An 18,850-nucleotide genomic window follows, 5' to 3' on the forward strand; every position below is an offset into this window, starting at 1 on the left:
CAATGAGTACTTTTAGAGAAACATTAATTGCAAAAGCGATTAATGAACAAGACGATATTTTAACGCCGTATTTAGCATTAGTTGATGGGTACGATGCGGCGTTTTTAACTAAAAGATTAGCGCCATTTTCCAATAAAATTAAAAGTACAATTTTAGCTGATGCTTTTAATAAATCTAATAACTTTGAGCGCAACCGTCATGTTTTAGATACCACGAATAAGCTTTATAAACTCTTACCTAAAAAACTCGCTCACCTATTTTTTTGCTTTGATGATGACATTAATAACATAGCGAAAGAGTGTGCAAAATATTGCCGCCAAATTGCTATAAACCCCGAAAAAGTTAACTTTCTTTACTATCAAGCTAAAAACAAACAGCGAAATGATAGCGAACTAGAGCGAACCGTTTCGCATGAGTTTCGTAGTAATGAAATAATTGATAGCGAAACCAAAAGCGAAAAATCCGCTGCTATTCGCTCTACTAAAACCGGAATTGATAGCGAATTCGCTGATGCTAAGCGAAAAGCCCTTTTTGATTTTTTATCAAACTACGCAATTAAGTTTGGTGTTTCGCCTATAGAGCCTAAAAACAACATAAAAATATCAGGCTGTATAAAACGCTATATAGATAACCGTTGGTGGCTGCGAAAGTTTCGTAAACTTATTACTCAAGCAAACGAAAAAGCTGCACTGCATTTAAACTTTGTGAACAGAAAAAGAGAAATTTATGCGAGCAATATAACAACTCAAAACCGCATTACTCAGCGCCAACGAAATGACGAACTGCTTAGTTCAACTTACATACTTAACGAACAAGGGCAACGCTACTCGTTAAAAGAAATATCAGACCTCAATGTATCAAACCCTAAAATACGAAAAGATGAATTACTATGTAGAGCAAGAGGTTTTGAAGACCTAGCGAAAGAGCTAGGTCATGAAGCACTTTTTATTACGGTTACCTGCCCTTCTAAATATCATCGTGCTTTTTCAAAGTCGGGAGCTGCTAACCCTAAGTGGGAAGGCTTTATGCCTGATGAAGCCAATAGCTATTTAAACCACCAATGGCAAAAAGCCCGTGCAGAGTTTAAACGTCAAAATATAGCGCCTTATGGCTTTCGCGTAGCAGAGCCACAACATGACGGCACACCGCATTGGCATATGCTGTTTTTTATTGAGAGCGAAAAGCTAAATGCTTTAAAAGCAATTATTCGCCATTATGCGTTAGAAGTTGATGGTGACGAAAAAGGCGCAGCGGAAAACCGTTGTGACTTTAAACAAATTGACCCAAACAAAGGCTCTGCAACTGGCTATATTTTAAAATACATAGCGAAAAATATAGATGGTGAAGGTGTAGGCGAAGATAAATTCGGTAACGATTCGCTACTTGTAGCACAACGTATTGATGCGTGGGCATCGTGTTGGTGTATTCGCCAATTTCAACAAATTGGCGGCGCTAGCGTTTCTGTATGGCGCGAATTAAGACGTTTGCGCTCTATGTTTAATGATAAAAAAGATAGCCTATTAGAACAAGCTCGCTTTGCTGCTGATAATAGTGATTGGAAAGGCTACATACTCGCTATGGGCGGTTTACATACAAAACAAAAAGATAGACCTATCAAATTACATTACGATTTAAACATCGTTGAAGAGACTGGCGAGTGCTTACAAAGCTATTACGATGGTGAACTCATACTCAAAGTAAAAGGCTTGTGGTTCGCAGGTAAAGCTATAATCACAAGGCACTATTCATGGAGGGTAGAAAAAGCTTAATAAAATTATTTTAAGTAACTAAAGCCCTATTATGAGCTTTAGCTACCAAGTCATACTCAAAGCATTGTTTTGATGCTTGTACAGACAACCTAAAGCTAAAACACGAGCTTTAGGTGGTTCAAATACCCTACTCAACTTCTAAAATAACCTTTAGCTATCTTCTTGCCAGAATGGCAAGAAAGATCTTACTTGGAGTTCTGTAAATAACTGTACTAATCATTTTTTTAAAAATTATTTATGCTGCTTGGTATGAATTCTAACGCCACTATCCTCTATCTTAAAACTAGAGATATAATTTTCAGAATCCAATAACTGCGCAAGTTCTTTATCAAGTGCTGTATTTCCAATCTTTGGCATTTTTCCATATAAGCTTATATTACAATAAGGTTCATCCAAATTATTCAGAATGTCAAAAACCTCATCTTCGTCCCACCTATCAAAAAGCATGCAGATTAGACTTAACGAGGTTTCAATACTTCGACTCCCGTAAGTTACCCACGTTAAAATCTCAGGATTAATTTGATCTACTTTGCAGTTACCTGTAAAAATTAATTCAGCAATCTCTATCGCCAGATCTTTATCATCCTCATCAAATACGCTCAACTCATAAAGCAAATCGATTTTATACTTAATTGCTACTTTGGCTTTTAATAAACTAGTTATAAGATCGTTACTAATATGAATTCCTTCTATAAGCTCCATGAAAGTATCAATGTTGTTAATTACAAACATGGTTATAAACGAATAATCTTCGATAAATTCATAAGTATCAACATTGAATGAAACAGCTTTTGATTCAACAAGAATCTTTAGTTTTGATTCTGATAGGTTTGTTGGGAACTCTGTTTTTTGTGATGGGAAATTAGATATTAACAACTTGTAGCTATTATCAGATAATTGTTCTGCCCAAAATACCATATCTATAATTTCATCGGCTTCCTCTTCATTCAAATTATCATTCCAGCTTGCCTGATTAAGCCCATTAACAAAGAAATTTGAATCTAAAAGCTTTATCAACTCATTTTCATCAAAAATCCTGTTTACCAGAAGCTGATGAATATTACTCCAAGATGGTGTTATTTTTAAATTTAGTGCTAATTTTTCCCAATAAGACTCAAGGGTGTTTGTTATATCTACTATTTCAAAATTCAAAGAGTCTATTAATTGAAATTTGTGATCATCAAGCAGGTTGGAGTTTTCTAATAGGTTTAAAACACTTTCTTCTGATTCATTTTTATTTATATCAAAATGGGGGAGTATTATCTGCTCATAGTAGTCAGTAATATTATTTTCTATGTACTCTTTTACACTTGAAATAGGTGAATTTCTAATCGCTGTGTAATTAATAAGATTAAGCTCATTAAAATCACAACTGCCTGTTAAAATATATGCCAAATTACTTGCTGTAATTCTATAACAAGCATTTTCTTTTACGAAATCAAACCAAGATTTATGGCCGCTCAAGCCAGAAATGTCTGAGACCTTCACACCGAGTAAATTGATTATCTCCATATCTATAGAATCACTAATTTGTGAATCAATTACTAAAGCTAGGTTTTCATTCAAAAACTCTGTCAATCGATTGTCGACATTCATATTAGAGGGTATAAAGCTTTTATCTACATATTCAAATACGTTTATAATATGGTCAATGGATAGTTCTCTATCTAATGCATCAATTAGATAGGCTGGGTTGGATTTTGAAAAGCCATTTAAAAAGCTTTTAACATAAAGCCCTTTGGTAAAATAACTTTTAAAAAAGGTTTCAGTCTGATCTAAATGTTCGCTTATATAACCAAAAACTAGTTTTAATTCACCTAGTGAGTTACTTTTAACTAAGTAGTCGATAAGGTTTATATTTAAAACATATTGTGTTGAAAAGTCTTCTTCTCTAAGCTCTGAACAAACTTCTCTTGGATTATCTATCTGATGAAATGAGTCTACTAAACTGTAGCTTCTGATTGCCATTATAAATGTATGGTCACTAAGTGTTTTTCGCCCTTCATAAAATTTAGAAATATATAAGTAATAACTTTCATCAAGATGTCCTTCAAACACCAAGTATCTTAATAGACCTAAGTTGCTTAGCTTTTCATTTTTATATAGATGTTCATCAAATATCTTAGGCTGATCCTTGAGTAACTCAGACAATTTAAATTGATTTATTTGGGAAGATAAGTTTCTTAACTCACTAATTTCATTGTGTAAAATACTTCTTTTCCTATTTCCTTTATTTTCAATACTGAGCTTTCTTTCTTCAAAAGAGTTTTTAAATGCTAATTTTGTTTCAAAATCTGAAAATCGAACACTGAAGTAAGTGGAACTATTGTGTGTGTATAAAGTCTGTCTGTTACCGAATAAGCTTAAGAACTCTTCAACACTTGTTATTGATGAAAAGTGTCTAATTTGATTACTTTTTTGATATGCATAAGCATTGTTATTTTCTTTAGATAATTCTTTCAAATATATTGAAATCAATTCTTCATAACTTACTAACTCTTCAGCTTCTATCTCCTTAATACGAGCATCTAAATCAATAATTTTTAAATTAACATCTTTTTTTCTATCTTTAATTAGTTCATTTTTTTTATTACATAACGTTTTGAAAAAACCTTCACCATGATGTAATAACTCAAAATCATTTGGGTACATATTTTTAAATATAATAAGTGAAAATAACTTTATAGAATTATCATTATCAATCTTTAATAATTTATAATAAATTTCGAATTCATTAAAAATATTATGAATTAACCTCATATCGTCTAAATAATTAGATGCATCGCGAAGAAATCTTGAACCTTTTATATCTTTATAAACATTTGAATCTATCTTATTCAAACGAGTATTTAAAATTTTATCTAACGAATTTTTTGAATTCACTATCGGTATAACTGGTATTATCAAATCAAAAAATTTAGCCCTATTTTTATGGACAAACATGTCGTCTCTGAGTGCGTATAGAAACTTTATTTCTCCAGTTGTTTTATCATTATCATTTATAAGTTTATTTATTTCTCTTAATTTAACAAAGATCTCTGGGCTTCCGAATCTGTCTAAGTCTTCGATTACTACTAAGTTGTATTTAGAAACTTGGAAAAAATATATTATTTCATCTAAATAACGGTTCAGAATTGAATTTTCCGTAACTTCACTAGTTTCTAATTCTAGATTTTTTAATGAAAGCTTTTTAAATGAAAAACCACTTTTGAGCTTTAAAAAGTCATAAAAAAGCAGAGTAGGTATAGCTGCCACATAAATTAAACAGAGCACTTCTAAAGAGAAAAATTCTGAATAAAAAAGTAAATTACTAATATCAATTGAAAATAAAAAAATAGAACTGATGAACCAAATAAAATATGTAAGAGAGATGAAAGCGGCTGTGCCTGATTGCATAGTTTTGATGCGTTTAAAACGAGAATGAATTAATTTACTTGAATCTGCACCATAGAACATTTGTTGAATAATGCTTCTTTCAATCGACCTATCTTGCTCTTCTTTTTGTGCCTTAGAGAGCTCTCTAGCCTCATCTTTGAACGAGGCTAGAGAAATATTTAATAGTCTGTAGATGCCTAAACTTTGCTTTTCATATGATTTTATTATGCTACTTTTACCTGAACCATATGGCCCTGTTAGAGCTATATTTTTAACATTTGGGTTTTTCATCCCCTGATCAATTGCCTCAAAATATGTATCGCAATCTTCAGCAGAGTCAGTAGGAGTTAAATCAACTAATTTTAAATTTGATGAAGATTCTAGTTTTTGTCTAGCTCTATTAGCTAACTTTAAAAAAAACTTTTCGATTTTCTCTAATGCTTTATTTTTAACTGAACTATCCATAGTAGAGCCTTAATTTTTATTGATTAAAATAAATCTACGGTAGGTGATATTAGTGCAAACATAGAGTCCATACAATTATATGAGTTGAAGATTATCCATTATATAAATAACTCGCCATGCTACACATGTGCTACACAGAAATTAAATAAGAAGGAAAAATAAATGTAAGTTATTGATTTAATTGGTAGCCCCTGCAAGAATCGAACTTGCAACTGCCCCTTAGGAGGGGGCCGTTATATCCATTTAACTAAGAGGCCACAAATAAGCTGTGTGCTTAGAAGTGTGAATTATAACGGCATCTGGTTTTTTATATCAAGCAACAACTGAACTTAATTGCTTGATAAGTATATATCTTCTTTATTTAGTACATAAATTGGGATTAGTTTTCGGCTACTAGCGACGATTTTTTTTGTATGCGCGTTAATTACACGTGTATTTACAACGACAGCATCACTGCGATAAATTAATGTACCCGCCAATACATGGCTCGCCATTTGCTCTTCGCTAAGCTTTTCAATATCGCGCGAAAAAGCAAAATCACCACGGCTATTTACATCTATTGTTTGGGTTGTTTTAAAATCAACCACGCCATAACCAAACTTTTGTAACTGATGAATTAACGTCTCAGATATTTGATTACCCAATTGATTACTTTTAGTAAGCGATGAATCAAGATCAACCAAGGTAGTAACGGCAATATTAATATTGGTGTCGGTATCACTTTCAAATTCAAGCGTATCAACCAAATCAAGTGCCATTTGCTCTACATAATTAACAAGCGTTTTATGGTGCTTAAGTGGTGTAAATTGCTGAGACGAGTCGTATTCACTTTGTGATTGTATTACTTGAGTGTTATAAACAGCATTAAGCTCATTATAACTACCGTTCACAGTGTAGTCGGTTCGCGAATCAGTATCTTCGTTATGCTCATTATTTTGTATCATTGAGCAGCCTGTTAATCCAATGAAAGTAATAAATCCAACGGTAGCATTTAGTTTATACGACATAATTAGCCTCACTTGCTCGCTTGTTTCAGCATTATTCCATCAGTGCGGTAATTACTATTAAGTGCATCAACAACTGACTGTGGGATAAAACCTTGTGCAGTACCTACTACGGCTTTACTTTGAAGCCCAATAACACGTGCATTAACAAGAACTCCTCCTTGGCTACTCACTAATGTGCCAGCGAGTACATATTTAAAGTTTTGATTTTGGTTTAGCTCTAAATAATCGCGGCTTAATACAAAGTCCCCTTCTGGGGTTACACGCATGTAGTCGGTTGTTTTAAAGTCAACAACAGGTATACCAAAGTTATGTAGCTCATGCATGAAGCTTTCAGCTATTTGATTTCCCAGTAAACTACTATCACTGTAGTCATCATCTAAAAATACAAAGCTTGAAACGGCTAATGGGGTTTTTGCGTTTACATATTGTAGGTTCTCAACCATGTCTTGCATTATTCCGCGTACATAATGGTTGATGTTTTTTCGCATTGGTGGAGTTGATTTTGCACGACTATTTTGTAGAACTAGCTTCGATTGAAATAAATTATCATTCGATACTGGTTCTGCAACTCTGCGTTGATAGTTTGTCGATTGTGCTGTTTGGTTATCACTTCGAACCGAGGCTTCATTTGCACCTGTATTCATACCGTTTAGTATATGCGAACAGCCAAAGCCCAAAGGTAAGCAGAGGGTAATTAATAGATTTCTCATTTTGTGCTCCTGGTTAATATTCGCTGCGGTATAAATAACCGTCGCGTTGCTGTATTTTTTCATTACCCCACATTACATTAATTGGGATCTCTGTACTGCCTGCAGACAAGATTTGTTTATTGTTAATATTTATCAAGCGTGCATTTACAATATAAGCGTGTTGCTGACGGGTTACCGTACCAGTAATAATCAAGTCAATATTCTGACGATCGCGCAATTTATTTAAATCACGACTAAGTATACTGTCGGCATTTTCTAATAAGTTTAAGTTATTCCCCAGTCTATACTCAACAATGTTATAGCCCAAAAGAGTCATTTGAGTTAAGAGGCTTTCTTGTATTTGTTGGCTTAAACCGGCACCTTGCTCTGACATTAGTTTTGAGTCGATCTTATCTGCAAGAAAAAAACTACTTACACCAATGCGCGCATTTCTGCTGAGCGGCCTTTGAAGGCTATTAAGCTGGGCTGTTAAATTATTAACGTAGTCGTTTACTGTATAAGGTGCCATAGCTGCTTTAGGAGCATTAGTACTGATACTCGGCTCAGGCTGAGGTATTAAACTACAAGCCGCTAGATTTACAAATAATATGGGCAATAACAGGCGCATAGTTGCCATCCTCTTTAAAATATACAAGGGTTAAAGCAATAATTATGCCTAAAGGACGCTAACTGTAAGGTTATTGAACGTAATAGCTAACAGCTTATGCTACTTGCTACTTTATTAGAGCTAAATAGTCACTTTTTACATCCATTTATGTTGATATAAATACCTAACTTTAATCGATAAAAAGTTATGCTATTAATCCTTACGGTTTCTACATTTATCTAAGTGGATGAGTGTAGTGGCATAATTCTTTGATGTTTTCTCTTTTAATTCGACTGTTTTATTTTGCAATGTATTTTTAAGGCGATAATTTGCAAAGTAAATAATGCAGAGTGGTTTTTTAATATGCTTTTGTTATTGTCCATAGCATCATTAACACGACGATTCTGAACCTTATTTAATCATTTTAAATTTTGGCTCATTGCATTAATTTACTTTCAGGCTTAGGTGGCTATTCTATTTTGTTAAGAGCTTTGAAACTTGTCTGCAGAAATTTCCTGCTAGCCTAAATCAGACTTTTAATAAGAATAAATTGCGCAGTTATGTGATTCGTTTTAATTTTTTGAGATGAATTACATACTAATAAAATAAGTACAGCAGCTAGCATCATGGATTTTAAAATTATTACCTTCCCTCAAATGACGTTATTTTAGGAGTTTATATATCCCCCTCTAAACGTATTGAATTATGAAGGTCGTATATTAAGGATAAACAGATTTTAAGCTTACTTTTGTTTTAACTACAGCTTTACAGGCTTATCGGTGTAGTTACTTACTATACAATCGAGTTTATACAGCTTGAATACGCCACAGTCTGCTTTGGCATTTTTAAAATTTTTATAAGAGCCAAGCTTTAACCTGTAAAAAATTTTGCCGTTTATTTTTACGGTTTCTACATTAGTCAATATTTTATCTCTAAACAACGGCGCAGCTTTAGTATTTAGCTCTTGCCATGCTTTAATCACTCTTTGCTCTGAGTCAACCGAAGCTACTTGCAAAGCAAATACATGTTTAGGTGTATTTAATTTTACCGCTTGTTTTTTATTACTGTAGTGTTGTTTAACTTGTTGCTGCGATTTAACATTGCGCGTGTTTCGTGGTGAACTTACAAACTTGCTGCTATAACCTTGATTAGACTGCGCAATAGCTTTGCTGTTTATAATATCAATATGATTTACGAGGTAAGTTATTTCTTTTTCTAACCTTAAAATTCGCTCTATGCCTTCGCGTGCTTGTTGCCACTGCATTGCAGCATCTTTTAGCTGTGCAAGTTCAAGGGCTGTAATCGATACGTAATCAGGCGAGTTACTTTGAGGTTGCTCATCAATGGTTTTAATTTTTGGCGTAACACTACATGCAGTGCTAAATAAAAGCATTAGCGAGCAGAGTAAAAGCCTAGTGTAATTTTTTTCGTATATACACATGTATTAGTTGTCCTGAAAGCAGTATTTTTAGACTACATTTCAGTTAAACATTCTCACAAGAAAGCGTTTAACTTTATTTAGCTGTGAGCTATAAAACTTAGCTCTTAGTATGGCTATCAGTGCTTCGTAAAGCACTATATTCATACTCAACATCTTCCTTGAGAATATTATTTCATAAAAAATTAATTAACATAAACCTTACAACATAAATAACAATATGTCTGTAATGACTTAAAAACTTTTATTTTAGAGCTATTCCTTTTCTTATTTTTATCCTAATAAAACTCATAAAAAAGGCGCCGATATCGGCGCCTTTCATGTTTTACGTTAACTGTTAAATCAGTTTTTTAATAAATGATTTTAATTCATCGGCAAACTCATCGCGACGAAGTGCAAATTCAATAGTTGCTTTTAAGTAACCAATTTTACTTCCACAATCGTGGCTACGGCCTTTTATAGCGTACGCATCTACTTTTTCATGTTCCATTAACATCGCAATTGCGTCAGTTAATTGAATTTCGTCGCCTGCACCTTGCGGAGTTTTTGCAAGTAAAGGCCAGATATTTTCGCTTAATACGTACCGGCCCACTACAGCTAAGTTTGATGGAGCTTCATCTACTGGTGGCTTTTCTACCATATTAAGAATTGGCGAGCTTTCACCTTGCTTTAAGTCAACATCACCTAAATCAACCACACCAAACTGGTTCACTTGCGCCATTGGTACTGGTTCTACCATAATTTGGCTGTGCTTGGTTTTCTCAAAATTAGCGATCATTTCTGCTAAGTTATCTTTTTTAAGATCGCTCTCTACATCGTCAATAATTACATCTGGTAAAATAACTACAAACGGTTCGTTACCAATAATAGGCGCTGCACAACTAATAGCATGGCCTAAGCCTTTTGCTTCACCTTGGCGTACGTGAATAATGGTTACGTCTTTAGGGCAGATTGCTTGCACTTCGGCAAGTAGTTGCCGCTTTACACGCTTTTCTAAAGTAGCTTCTAGTTCAAAGCTCGTATCGAAGTGATTTTCGATTGAATTTTTACTAGAGTGAGTTACTAACACTATTTCTTTAATGCCTGCAGCAACGGCTTCGTTTACTACATATTGAATTAAAGGACGGTCTACCACTGGCAGCATTTCTTTAGGAATTGCTTTAGTGGCTGGTAACATACGAGTACCAAGGCCCGCTACTGGGATCACTGCTTTCATTTTATGTTTTCCTTAATCTTTTATTATACTGAAAATGGATATTGAATCGCTTCATGGCATTGATAGCCTGTTACTTCAAAGTCGTCTCGTGTTACCCACGTTTCTATGTCTTCTAATGATTTAATTTTTGGATTAATTTTTAACTGAGGTGATACAAATGGCTCACGCGTTAACTGCACATCTCGCATCAGTTCAAGTTGGTTTTCGTAAATATGTGCATTAGCAATTTTGTGGTACGCCTTACCCGCTTTGTGGCCGGTAATTTGAGCCACTAACGCAAGCAACACAAAACACTGAATTTGATTGAAATTAAGGCCAAGCGGTACATCACAGCTTCGCTGGTATGACGTTAAATATAGCGTATCGCCAAGTAGCGAAAAAGTGTGCGTATGCATACACGGCCGCAAACAACCAAGCTCAAACTCACCTGGATTATAAAACGTGATTATTTCACCACGGTCATCTATGCCATTTTTTAAGTTATTAATAACTTTGGAAAACTGATCAAGCGTTGAGCCATCTGGTCGTTGCCAACCACGGCCTTGTACGCCATAAACACGGCCCATATCGTCCTCGCCTTTACGGTGAGGATTATTAAGCCATGCATTGTTATCGTTTGCGTTAGCATCCCACGTTTTACAGCCAATCTCACGAAACTGCTCAGCGCTGTCGTAACCACGTAAATACCCTAGTAACTCAGCAATCGCTGCTTTGTAGTAACTTTTACGCGTCGTGATCATTGGAAACTTATTATTAGCCACATCGTATTCTAAATCGGCATTAATAACGGTTAAACAACGCGTACCTGTACGTTTGTTTTCGACCCACTGACCTTCGTCAACAATACGCTGACATAATTTTAAATATTGTTTCATGCTTTTCTTATTATGCCTTAGCTGTTTTAACGTGTTGTGGTTGCTTATATGCCCAAATTAATAAACCTAAACCACCCACTATCATAGGAAGTGAAAGTATTTGTCCCATTGAAATAAAGTCGGCAAATAAACCTAGTTGTGCATCGGGTTGGCGAAAATATTCAATACAGAATCTAAACACGCCGTAACCTAATAAAAATACACCGGCTACGCTGCCTGCTGGACGTGGTTTTTTAATAAACCATTGCAGGATTAAAAACAGCACTAAGCCTTCAAAAAATGCTTCGTATAATTGCGATGGGTGACGCGCAAGCGGACCGCCCGTTGGAAATACCATTGCCCATGGCACGTCGGTAACTCGGCCCCATAACTCACCGTTTATAAAGTTACCAATACGCCCTGCTAAAAGCCCTACAGGAACAAGTGGTGCAACAAAGTCGCCTACTTGAAGCAGTGACTTTTTACGCGTCCACGAAAAAATTGCGACGGCGGTTATAACGCCAAGTGTTCCACCATGGAACGACATACCGCCCTGATCTATCCTAAATAAATACAGTGGGTTTTCTATAAAATAACTAAACTGGTAAAACAATACGTAGCCAATACGCCCACCTAGTATTACCCCTAACATGCCGTAAAACAGTAAATCGCTTACTTGGTCTTTAGTCCAACCCGAATTTGGCTTTGACGCTTGACGATTAGCAAACCACATCGCAAATGCAAAACCTATTAAGTACATTAAGCCATACCAACGTACGCTTAGCGGTCCAACAGAAAAAATAATTGGATCAATTTGAGGAAACTCAAGTGCCATAAAAAATAAACCTTTAGCTAAAAACCATTTTAATTGCGATAACTACAAGCAGCACCGCGAAAACTTTCTTAATTGTATTAACAGGTAAATAGTGAGTTGCTTTGGCGCCAATGGGCGCAACAAACCACGAGGTAATAACAATCCCAAATAATGCAGGTAAATAAACAAACCCGGCAAAACCATGCTCTAAATCGGTAACATGCCAGCCTGCGCTGATGTAACCAATAGAGCCAAATAATGCAATAACAATTCCGCACGCTGCCGCGCAGCCAATTGCTTTTTTTATATCAACCGAAAAATAATTAAGCATCGGTACTATTAAAGCTCCGCCGCCAATCCCTATTAAACCTGATAACCCGCCCATTATTGCAGAAACGCCCCCTAAAATAGGACCAGCCGGCAACGGTTTTTCTGACATCGGTTTATTACGCGCGGAGAGCACCATTCTTGCTGCAATAAATACAACACTTATAGCAAACACTGTACGTAATATTTGTTCAGGGATTAAACTTGCTGCAAAGCCACTAATAAGTGCACCTAAAGCCACACCCGACATAACCCACGGGGCGATTGCCCAAGGCACGTTATCATTTTTATGATGAGCCAGCGCTGAAGACGTTGAAGTAAATAAAATAGAAGCGAGTGAGGTTGCAATAGCAATTACTAATACATGATCAGCCGACGTTACATTAAATGAGAGTAGCAGAATGCTTAGTACTGGAACGATAATTAAACCGCCGCCAATGCCTAGTAACCCAGCTAAAAACCCAACAATACAGCCTAGTAGTGCGCAGCTTGCGACTAACAAACCTAAGTCATACATAGTAATCTCAAATACCCTTTTAAGGTTTATATATTAAAGGATTATAAAACTAATAGCATCTGTGTATTGCAATTAATTAGGTGTACAAGCTTATTTTGGGGTGTAAAACAAATCACCTAATTTATGCTCTAGCATAAAGCTTCGCGTTAAACGTAGTACTTGTTTGGCAGTGGATTGCGCTAAACATTCACTTAGTAGTTGTTCCATGTCACTGACATTTAAACGCCTAAGTACCCACTTCACTTTATTAAGCGATGATAAGTTCATACTAAGGCGCCTGTAACCCATGGCAATAAGTAAAATAGCCCCTTCAGGATCGCCGCCTAGTTCACCACACAAACTAAATGGCAGTTCATATTGCTCACATTCGTGCGCCACTTTATTTAGTACTCTTAGTACACCTGGGTGATAAGGGTTAAAAAGTTCGGCTACACGTGCGTTAGCCCTATCTACTGCTAATAAATACTGTGTTAAATCGTTACTGCCTACTGAGCAAAAATCGACTTTTTTTGACCACTCTGGAAGCATAAATACACTTGAAGGTACTTCCAGCATTATTCCTATGTCGGGTCTTTCTATGGTTTGCTCTGGGTATTTTTCACTTAACTCAAAATAAGCCTGTTCAAATAACGCAAGTGACTCATCAACTTCTTCAGTGCCACTGATCATAGGGAGCATTATTTTTAAATTACCCAAACCAATATTTGCTTTAAGCATCGCTTTTAGTTGATCTAAAAATAACTCTGGATGATCAAGGCTAATACGAATACCACGCCAACCTAAAAATGGGTTTTCTTCGGTAATATTAAAGTAATCAAGTACCTTATCGCCCCCAATATCCAATGTACGCATAACCACAGGATTAGGATGATAGCTAGTTAGTACTTCTCGGTACCAATTTTCTTGCTCTGATTGCGAAGGAAACTGACCCTTTTGCATAAACCACGCTTCGGTTCGATAAAGCCCCACACCGTCACAAATATGCGCGCTACTTTGCTCAGTATTAAGCTCAAGGCCTGCGTTTAATAATAAGCTAACATGTTCACCGTCAAGCGTAATTGATTCTGAGTCTTGCTCAGCTAAAAAGCGGTTATTTAGTAGGTTATCTTGATGCTGTAACTCTGTGTATTCGTCCATCAGCATTTGTGAAGGCGATATATATAAACGCCCAGCAAATGCATCTAAAATCATCGGTTTGCCATTAAACTGCAGTAGAGGTAAATCCTCTATACCCCAAATGGCAGGGATCCCCATCGCACGCGTTAATATAGAAGCATGGCTATTTGCAGAGCCATTTACGCTTACAACGCCTGTTAAGTGACCTTTTGGCACCTCAGCAAGCATGGCGGGCGTTAAGGTATTAGCAATTAAAATAGTGTTGGGCGGATAATTTTTAACAGCGTGCTCGGTATTTACAAGGTGGTGTAATACGCGAAGACCAATGTCTTTAACGTCAACAGCACGCTCTTTTATATAAGGGTCTTGCATGGCATTAAATTGAGATATTAAACGCTCTATTACAATTTTTAGGGCGCTTTTAGCACACCAGCCTTCTTGTAATTGCATTTCAACATTATGCCCTAAACTTTTAGCATCAAGCAGTTGTTGGTACACATCAAATACCGCAAGAGCTTCGTGCGGAATAGAATCGCTTAGCGTCATCGATAGGGTATTAAATTCTTTTCGCGTTGCAGCTACAGCTTGAGTAAACAAACGGCGCTGCTCAGTGACGTCACTGTCTTTTAAAAGCTCAATAGATTTAAAATCAAGTTTTGGTAATACAACAAATGCTTGTCCTATACCTATTCCTGGCGCACTCGATACACCTTTTAAAACAGACGTTTGATGAGATGACTCATCTTGGCGTAGTATTTCTTTAATTTCAGCATGCGCTAACTGTGAAGCAAGTTGAGCAGAAAGCGTTATTAAAAACGACTCTTCGTCTTGGCTAAATACACGTGCCATTTTTTGTTGGACAACAATAACGCCCAGTACTTTTTTTTGATGAACAACGGGTACAGATAAAAAAGCGTTGTAGCCTTCTTCATTTACCTCGGGGGAGAGCTTAAAACGAGGATGCGATTTAGCAAATGCAATATTAATAGGTTCTTCGCGTTGCGCTACTAGGCCAACTAAACCTTCGGTAAAACCAATTCTAAACTTACCTACCGCATCGGGGTTTAGCCCTTCGGTTGCCATAAGTACAAAATTGTCCTGGCTGTAATCTGCAAAATAAATGGAGCAGCACTGGGTTTTCATGGCATCTTTAACCATTTGCACAAAGCACACTAATGCGCTGTCTAAATTCGCTTGTCGCGATACAGACTCCGCAATAGATCTCAGTGTAGCCAGCATGTCCTGCTCCTTTATTTTATTCTGAATTAACTACCTTTTACTTCGCCAATGATCTTTATGTTGTTCTCTCTTATTAAAAGGCATGGCGAAAGGAGCAAACTCTTTCATTACACGTCGATAAACATCCCGTTTAAACGATACAACCTGTCTTACAGGATACCAATAACTTACCCAGCGCCAATCATCAAACTCTGGATGATGGGTTTTAAGTAAATTTACATCTTCGTCTTTACAGCGTAATTTTAGTAAAAACCATTTTTGTTTTTGCCCAATACACACCGGACTAGAGTCTCGGCGGATTAATCGTTTGGGTAATTTATAGCGTAACCAATGTTTTGAGCTTGCGACTATTTCTACATCTTCTGGTCGCAACCCTACTTCTTCGTGTAATTCACGGTACATGGTTTGTTCTGCAGTTTCGCCATCATCAACACCACCTTGGGGAAATTGCCAAGAGTGTTGACCATAACGTCTGGCCCAAAAAACCTGTCCCTGATTATTGCAAATCACAATTCCGACATTGGCACGAAAACCTTCGGCATCAATCACCTTAGTGCCTCATTTGTAAGTCGATTTTTAATGATTGTTCCACATTAGCCGCAATACGGCAAATACTATTATACCCAACCCGATTAGTAAGCTAAGTTTGGGCTTTTAGTACATTGATAAATTAATGGAGAGTGGGTAAATATTTGGAAAATAACTTAATAAGGCTATTGCGGTTCTTGTTTTCCTCTAGTTACTCACAGTTTGTGCATAACTTTTGTAAAACACGCTCATTTTGCAAACAAATCCACAATATTAGATCTAAAAACTTGGCTTCTCCACAGATTCTGTGGATAAACATGTTCATATAGTTGTATTTATCCTTACAACTTTTAAATTGCTTAATCAAAACTGAATGTACAACATTAAAAAAACCAACTGAGTCAGTAACTTAAAGTAAAGCAGCTTAATTTCAATATGCTCAAAATTAACCCAAACAACAAGCGAGCAAAAAACACACAACTTTAGAGATATCCACGGCTTAGCCTATTTGCTATCATGGCTATGATATTTATACAACCGAAATTAAGAATACTGATTACGTTGAATTGACATTTATAATCGCAATAAAAAGTAGCTCAATAACAAAAAACTATCATATGCAGTTTCTCCGCATAAGTAATTTCAACGTAGTTAGTGAGTTATTAAACCTCTATAATATTCATATTTTAATAAAATTGGCATGACATGCGACCTACAAAACCACACTCAATTAACGATTTAATGCAACGCGTTAATAATATTGCCGGATTAACTCTAGGGCAGCTTGCTAACAAGTATAATTTTAAAACGCCAGATGATTTACTGCGCGAAAAAGGTTGGACTGGTCAGTTAATTGAATACGTACTAGGTGCTACTGCGGGCTCAAAACCACTTCCGGATTTTGAAGATTTAGGAATTGAGCTAAAAACACTCCCTATTTCCTATAAAGGTAGGCCACTTGAAACTACGTTTGTATCGGTTACACCTTTAATGAACGTTACAGGAATGACTTGGCATACCAGCTCTGTACGTAAAAAACTAAATCATGTTTTATGGCTGCCAATTTTAAGCGAACGTGATATTGCCCCGTTTGATAGAACCATCGGCAGCGGCTTTTTGTGGCAACCCTCACCTGAACAGGACGCTTTATTACAGCGCGACTGGGAAGAGCAAATGGAGCTAATTGCGCTAGGTAGAGTCGACGAAATATCAGGCCATTTAGGCGATGCGATGCAAATACGCCCTAAAGCTGCTCATAGTAAAATAGTGACTGATGCTATTGGTCCAAATGGGCAAATAATTAAAACCCTACCCCGTGGCTTTTACTTAAAAACCAGTTTTACAGGTGATATTTTAAAGCAGCAGTTTCAGCTTTAACTGTGTTATAAAATATTAATTGTTGAGCCATTTTGTGAGTACCCTCTTTTCGCACTGCGTGCGCGCCAGCAAGCTTAACGCTACAACTTATTCTCATCTCTTTGAAAAAGTATCAGGCATAAAAAATCCCCGCTTATGCGAGGATTTTATCATCTAAAATTAAAAATTAGATTCTATATAAAATAGAATTACTGACCTTTAACTTCTTTAAGACCGTTGTACGGTGCTTTATCACCTAATTGCTCTTCAATACGTAGCAATTGGTTGTACTTTGCAACACGGTCAGAACGGCTCAATGAACCTGTTTTAATTTGACCTGCAGCAGTACCAACCGCTAAATCAGCAATTGTTGAATCTTCAGTTTCACCCGAACGGTGAGAAATAACAACAGTAAAACCAGCATCTTTAGCCATTTTTATTGCAGCTAAAGTTTCAGTTAAAGAACCGATTTGGTTAAACTTAATTAAGATTGAGTTAGCAATACCGTTGTCGATACCACGTTTTAAAATCTTAGTATTTGTTACAAATAAATCATCACCTACTAATTGGATTTTATCACCCATTAATTTAGTTTGATGTGCAAAACCATCCCAATCAGACTCATCAAGACCATCTTCAATAGAAACGATTGGGTAGCGAGTAGTAAGATCTTGTAAGAAGAAGTTAAATTCTTCAGAAGTGAATTTTTTGCCTTCACCCTTAAGGTCGTAGATATTTGCTTCTTTGTCGTAGAACTCAGATGCAGCACAATCCATCGCTAAAGTAATATCTTTACCTAGCTCGTAACCTGCGTTTGCAACAGCTACTTTAATTGCAGCAAGAGCCGCTTCGTTAGATGCAAGGTTTGGTGCAAAACCACCTTCATCGCCAACCGCGGTTGAATGACCATCAGCTTTAAGTACTTTAGCAAGGCTATGGAATACTTCAGCACCCATACGTAGGCCTTCGCGGAAGTTTTTAGCGCCAACAGGTTGGATCATGAATTCTTGAATATCTACAGAGTTATCTGCATGTTCACCACCATTGATGATGTTCATCATTGGAAGTGGCATAGAGTAAACACCTGGCGTGCCGTTTAAGTCAGCGATATGTTCATAAAGCTCAACTTTTTTAGACTGTGCAGCTGCTTTCGCAGTTGCTAGTGATACAGCTAAGATTGCGTTTGCACCTAATTTTTCTTTATTTTCGGTACCGTCTAAATCTAGCATCACTTTATCTACAGCGCTTTGATCTAATGCACTTTGGCCTTTTAAAGCATCAGCAATTTCGTTATTGATATAACCAACTGCTTTTAATACACCTTTACCTAAGTAACGTGATTTATCACCGTCGCGTAACTCTAATGCTTCACGAGTACCGGTAGATGCGCCTGAAGGTGCTGCTGCACGACCCCAAGAGCCATCTGCTAAATGTACGTCTGCTTCAACAGTTGGGTTACCACGCGAGTCCATAATTTCGCGACCGATTACTTTTACGATTTCTGACATCTTGATTCCTCTATATTCCCAAAAT

14 protein-coding genes and 1 tRNA gene are annotated in these 18,850 nt (G+C 36.4%); 2 read left to right on the forward strand and 13 right to left on the reverse strand.

Annotated features, from left to right (window positions below; genetic code table 11):
* Positions 1–2: 2 nt before the first annotated feature.
* Complete coding sequence (locus GQR54_RS08860) at positions 3–1,769, forward strand: replication endonuclease (protein WP_166377252.1); 1,767 nt, start codon at positions 3–5, stop codon at positions 1,767–1,769.
* A gap of 231 nt (positions 1,770–2,000) precedes the next feature.
* Here the strand turns inward: GQR54_RS08860 and GQR54_RS08865 are convergent, their stop codons facing one another.
* From GQR54_RS08865 to rppH, 12 genes are all read right to left on the reverse strand, one after another.
* On the reverse strand, positions 2,001–5,609 hold the full coding sequence (locus GQR54_RS08865) for a hypothetical protein (protein WP_166377253.1): 3,609 nt from the start codon (positions 5,607–5,609) through the stop codon (positions 2,001–2,003).
* A gap of 182 nt (positions 5,610–5,791) precedes the next feature.
* A tRNA-Arg gene (locus GQR54_RS08870) sits at positions 5,792–5,866 on the reverse strand.
* Positions 5,867–5,938: 72 nt separating this feature from the next.
* The gene (locus GQR54_RS08875; RefSeq protein ID WP_166377254.1) at positions 5,939–6,616 is read right to left on the reverse strand and encodes a FlgO family outer membrane protein; all 678 of its coding nucleotides are present in this window, start codon (positions 6,614–6,616) and stop codon (positions 5,939–5,941) included.
* A gap of 8 nt (positions 6,617–6,624) precedes the next feature.
* The gene (locus tag GQR54_RS08880; protein ID WP_166377255.1) at positions 6,625–7,326 is read right to left on the reverse strand and encodes a FlgO family outer membrane protein; all 702 of its coding nucleotides are present in this window, start codon (positions 7,324–7,326) and stop codon (positions 6,625–6,627) included.
* 13 nt (positions 7,327–7,339) lie between these two features.
* A complete protein-coding gene (locus GQR54_RS08885; RefSeq protein WP_166377256.1) occupies positions 7,340–7,933 on the reverse strand; it encodes a FlgO family outer membrane protein in 594 nt (197 codons plus the stop codon).
* A gap of 736 nt (positions 7,934–8,669) precedes the next feature.
* Positions 8,670–9,353 carry an SPOR domain-containing protein gene (locus tag GQR54_RS08890; RefSeq protein ID WP_166377257.1) on the reverse strand — a complete coding sequence of 228 codons (684 nt, stop codon included), beginning with the start codon at positions 9,351–9,353 and terminating at the stop codon, positions 8,670–8,672.
* A gap of 334 nt (positions 9,354–9,687) precedes the next feature.
* Entirely contained in the window at positions 9,688–10,566 is an 879-nt protein-coding gene (gene galU / locus GQR54_RS08895; protein WP_007583126.1) for a UTP--glucose-1-phosphate uridylyltransferase GalU, read from the reverse strand.
* Between the two features lie 23 nt (positions 10,567–10,589).
* Positions 10,590–11,441, reverse strand: a complete 852-nt coding sequence (locus GQR54_RS08900) for a thymidylate synthase (protein ID WP_166377258.1) — start codon at positions 11,439–11,441, stop codon at positions 10,590–10,592.
* Between the two features lie 10 nt (positions 11,442–11,451).
* A complete protein-coding gene (gene lgt, locus GQR54_RS08905) occupies positions 11,452–12,255 on the reverse strand; it encodes a prolipoprotein diacylglyceryl transferase (RefSeq protein ID WP_007583122.1) in 804 nt (267 codons plus the stop codon).
* Positions 12,256–12,268: 13 nt separating this feature from the next.
* Entirely contained in the window at positions 12,269–13,078 is an 810-nt protein-coding gene (locus tag GQR54_RS08910; protein WP_166377259.1) for a sulfite exporter TauE/SafE family protein, read from the reverse strand.
* A gap of 90 nt (positions 13,079–13,168) precedes the next feature.
* The gene (ptsP, locus tag GQR54_RS08915) at positions 13,169–15,433 is read right to left on the reverse strand and encodes a phosphoenolpyruvate--protein phosphotransferase (RefSeq protein WP_076923556.1); all 2,265 of its coding nucleotides are present in this window, start codon (positions 15,431–15,433) and stop codon (positions 13,169–13,171) included.
* A gap of 30 nt (positions 15,434–15,463) precedes the next feature.
* On the reverse strand, positions 15,464–15,982 hold the full coding sequence (gene rppH / locus GQR54_RS08920) for an RNA pyrophosphohydrolase (protein WP_002958704.1): 519 nt from the start codon (positions 15,980–15,982) through the stop codon (positions 15,464–15,466).
* Between the two features lie 684 nt (positions 15,983–16,666).
* On the opposite strand from rppH, the gene mutH reads away from it, so the two are divergent.
* A complete protein-coding gene (mutH, locus tag GQR54_RS08925) occupies positions 16,667–17,338 on the forward strand; it encodes a DNA mismatch repair endonuclease MutH (RefSeq protein WP_024589993.1) in 672 nt (223 codons plus the stop codon).
* A gap of 188 nt (positions 17,339–17,526) precedes the next feature.
* Here mutH and eno read toward each other — a convergent pair whose 3' ends face one another.
* Positions 17,527–18,825 (reverse strand): phosphopyruvate hydratase, encoded by a 1,299-nt coding sequence (gene eno / locus GQR54_RS08930; protein ID WP_166377260.1) that lies wholly within the window; start codon positions 18,823–18,825, stop codon positions 17,527–17,529.
* Positions 18,826–18,850 lie beyond the last annotated feature (25 nt).

Origin of the sequence: Pseudoalteromonas sp. Z9A4 (assembly GCF_011378845.1) — a bacterium.
Taxonomy (GTDB): domain Bacteria; phylum Pseudomonadota; class Gammaproteobacteria; order Enterobacterales; family Alteromonadaceae; genus Pseudoalteromonas; species Pseudoalteromonas arctica.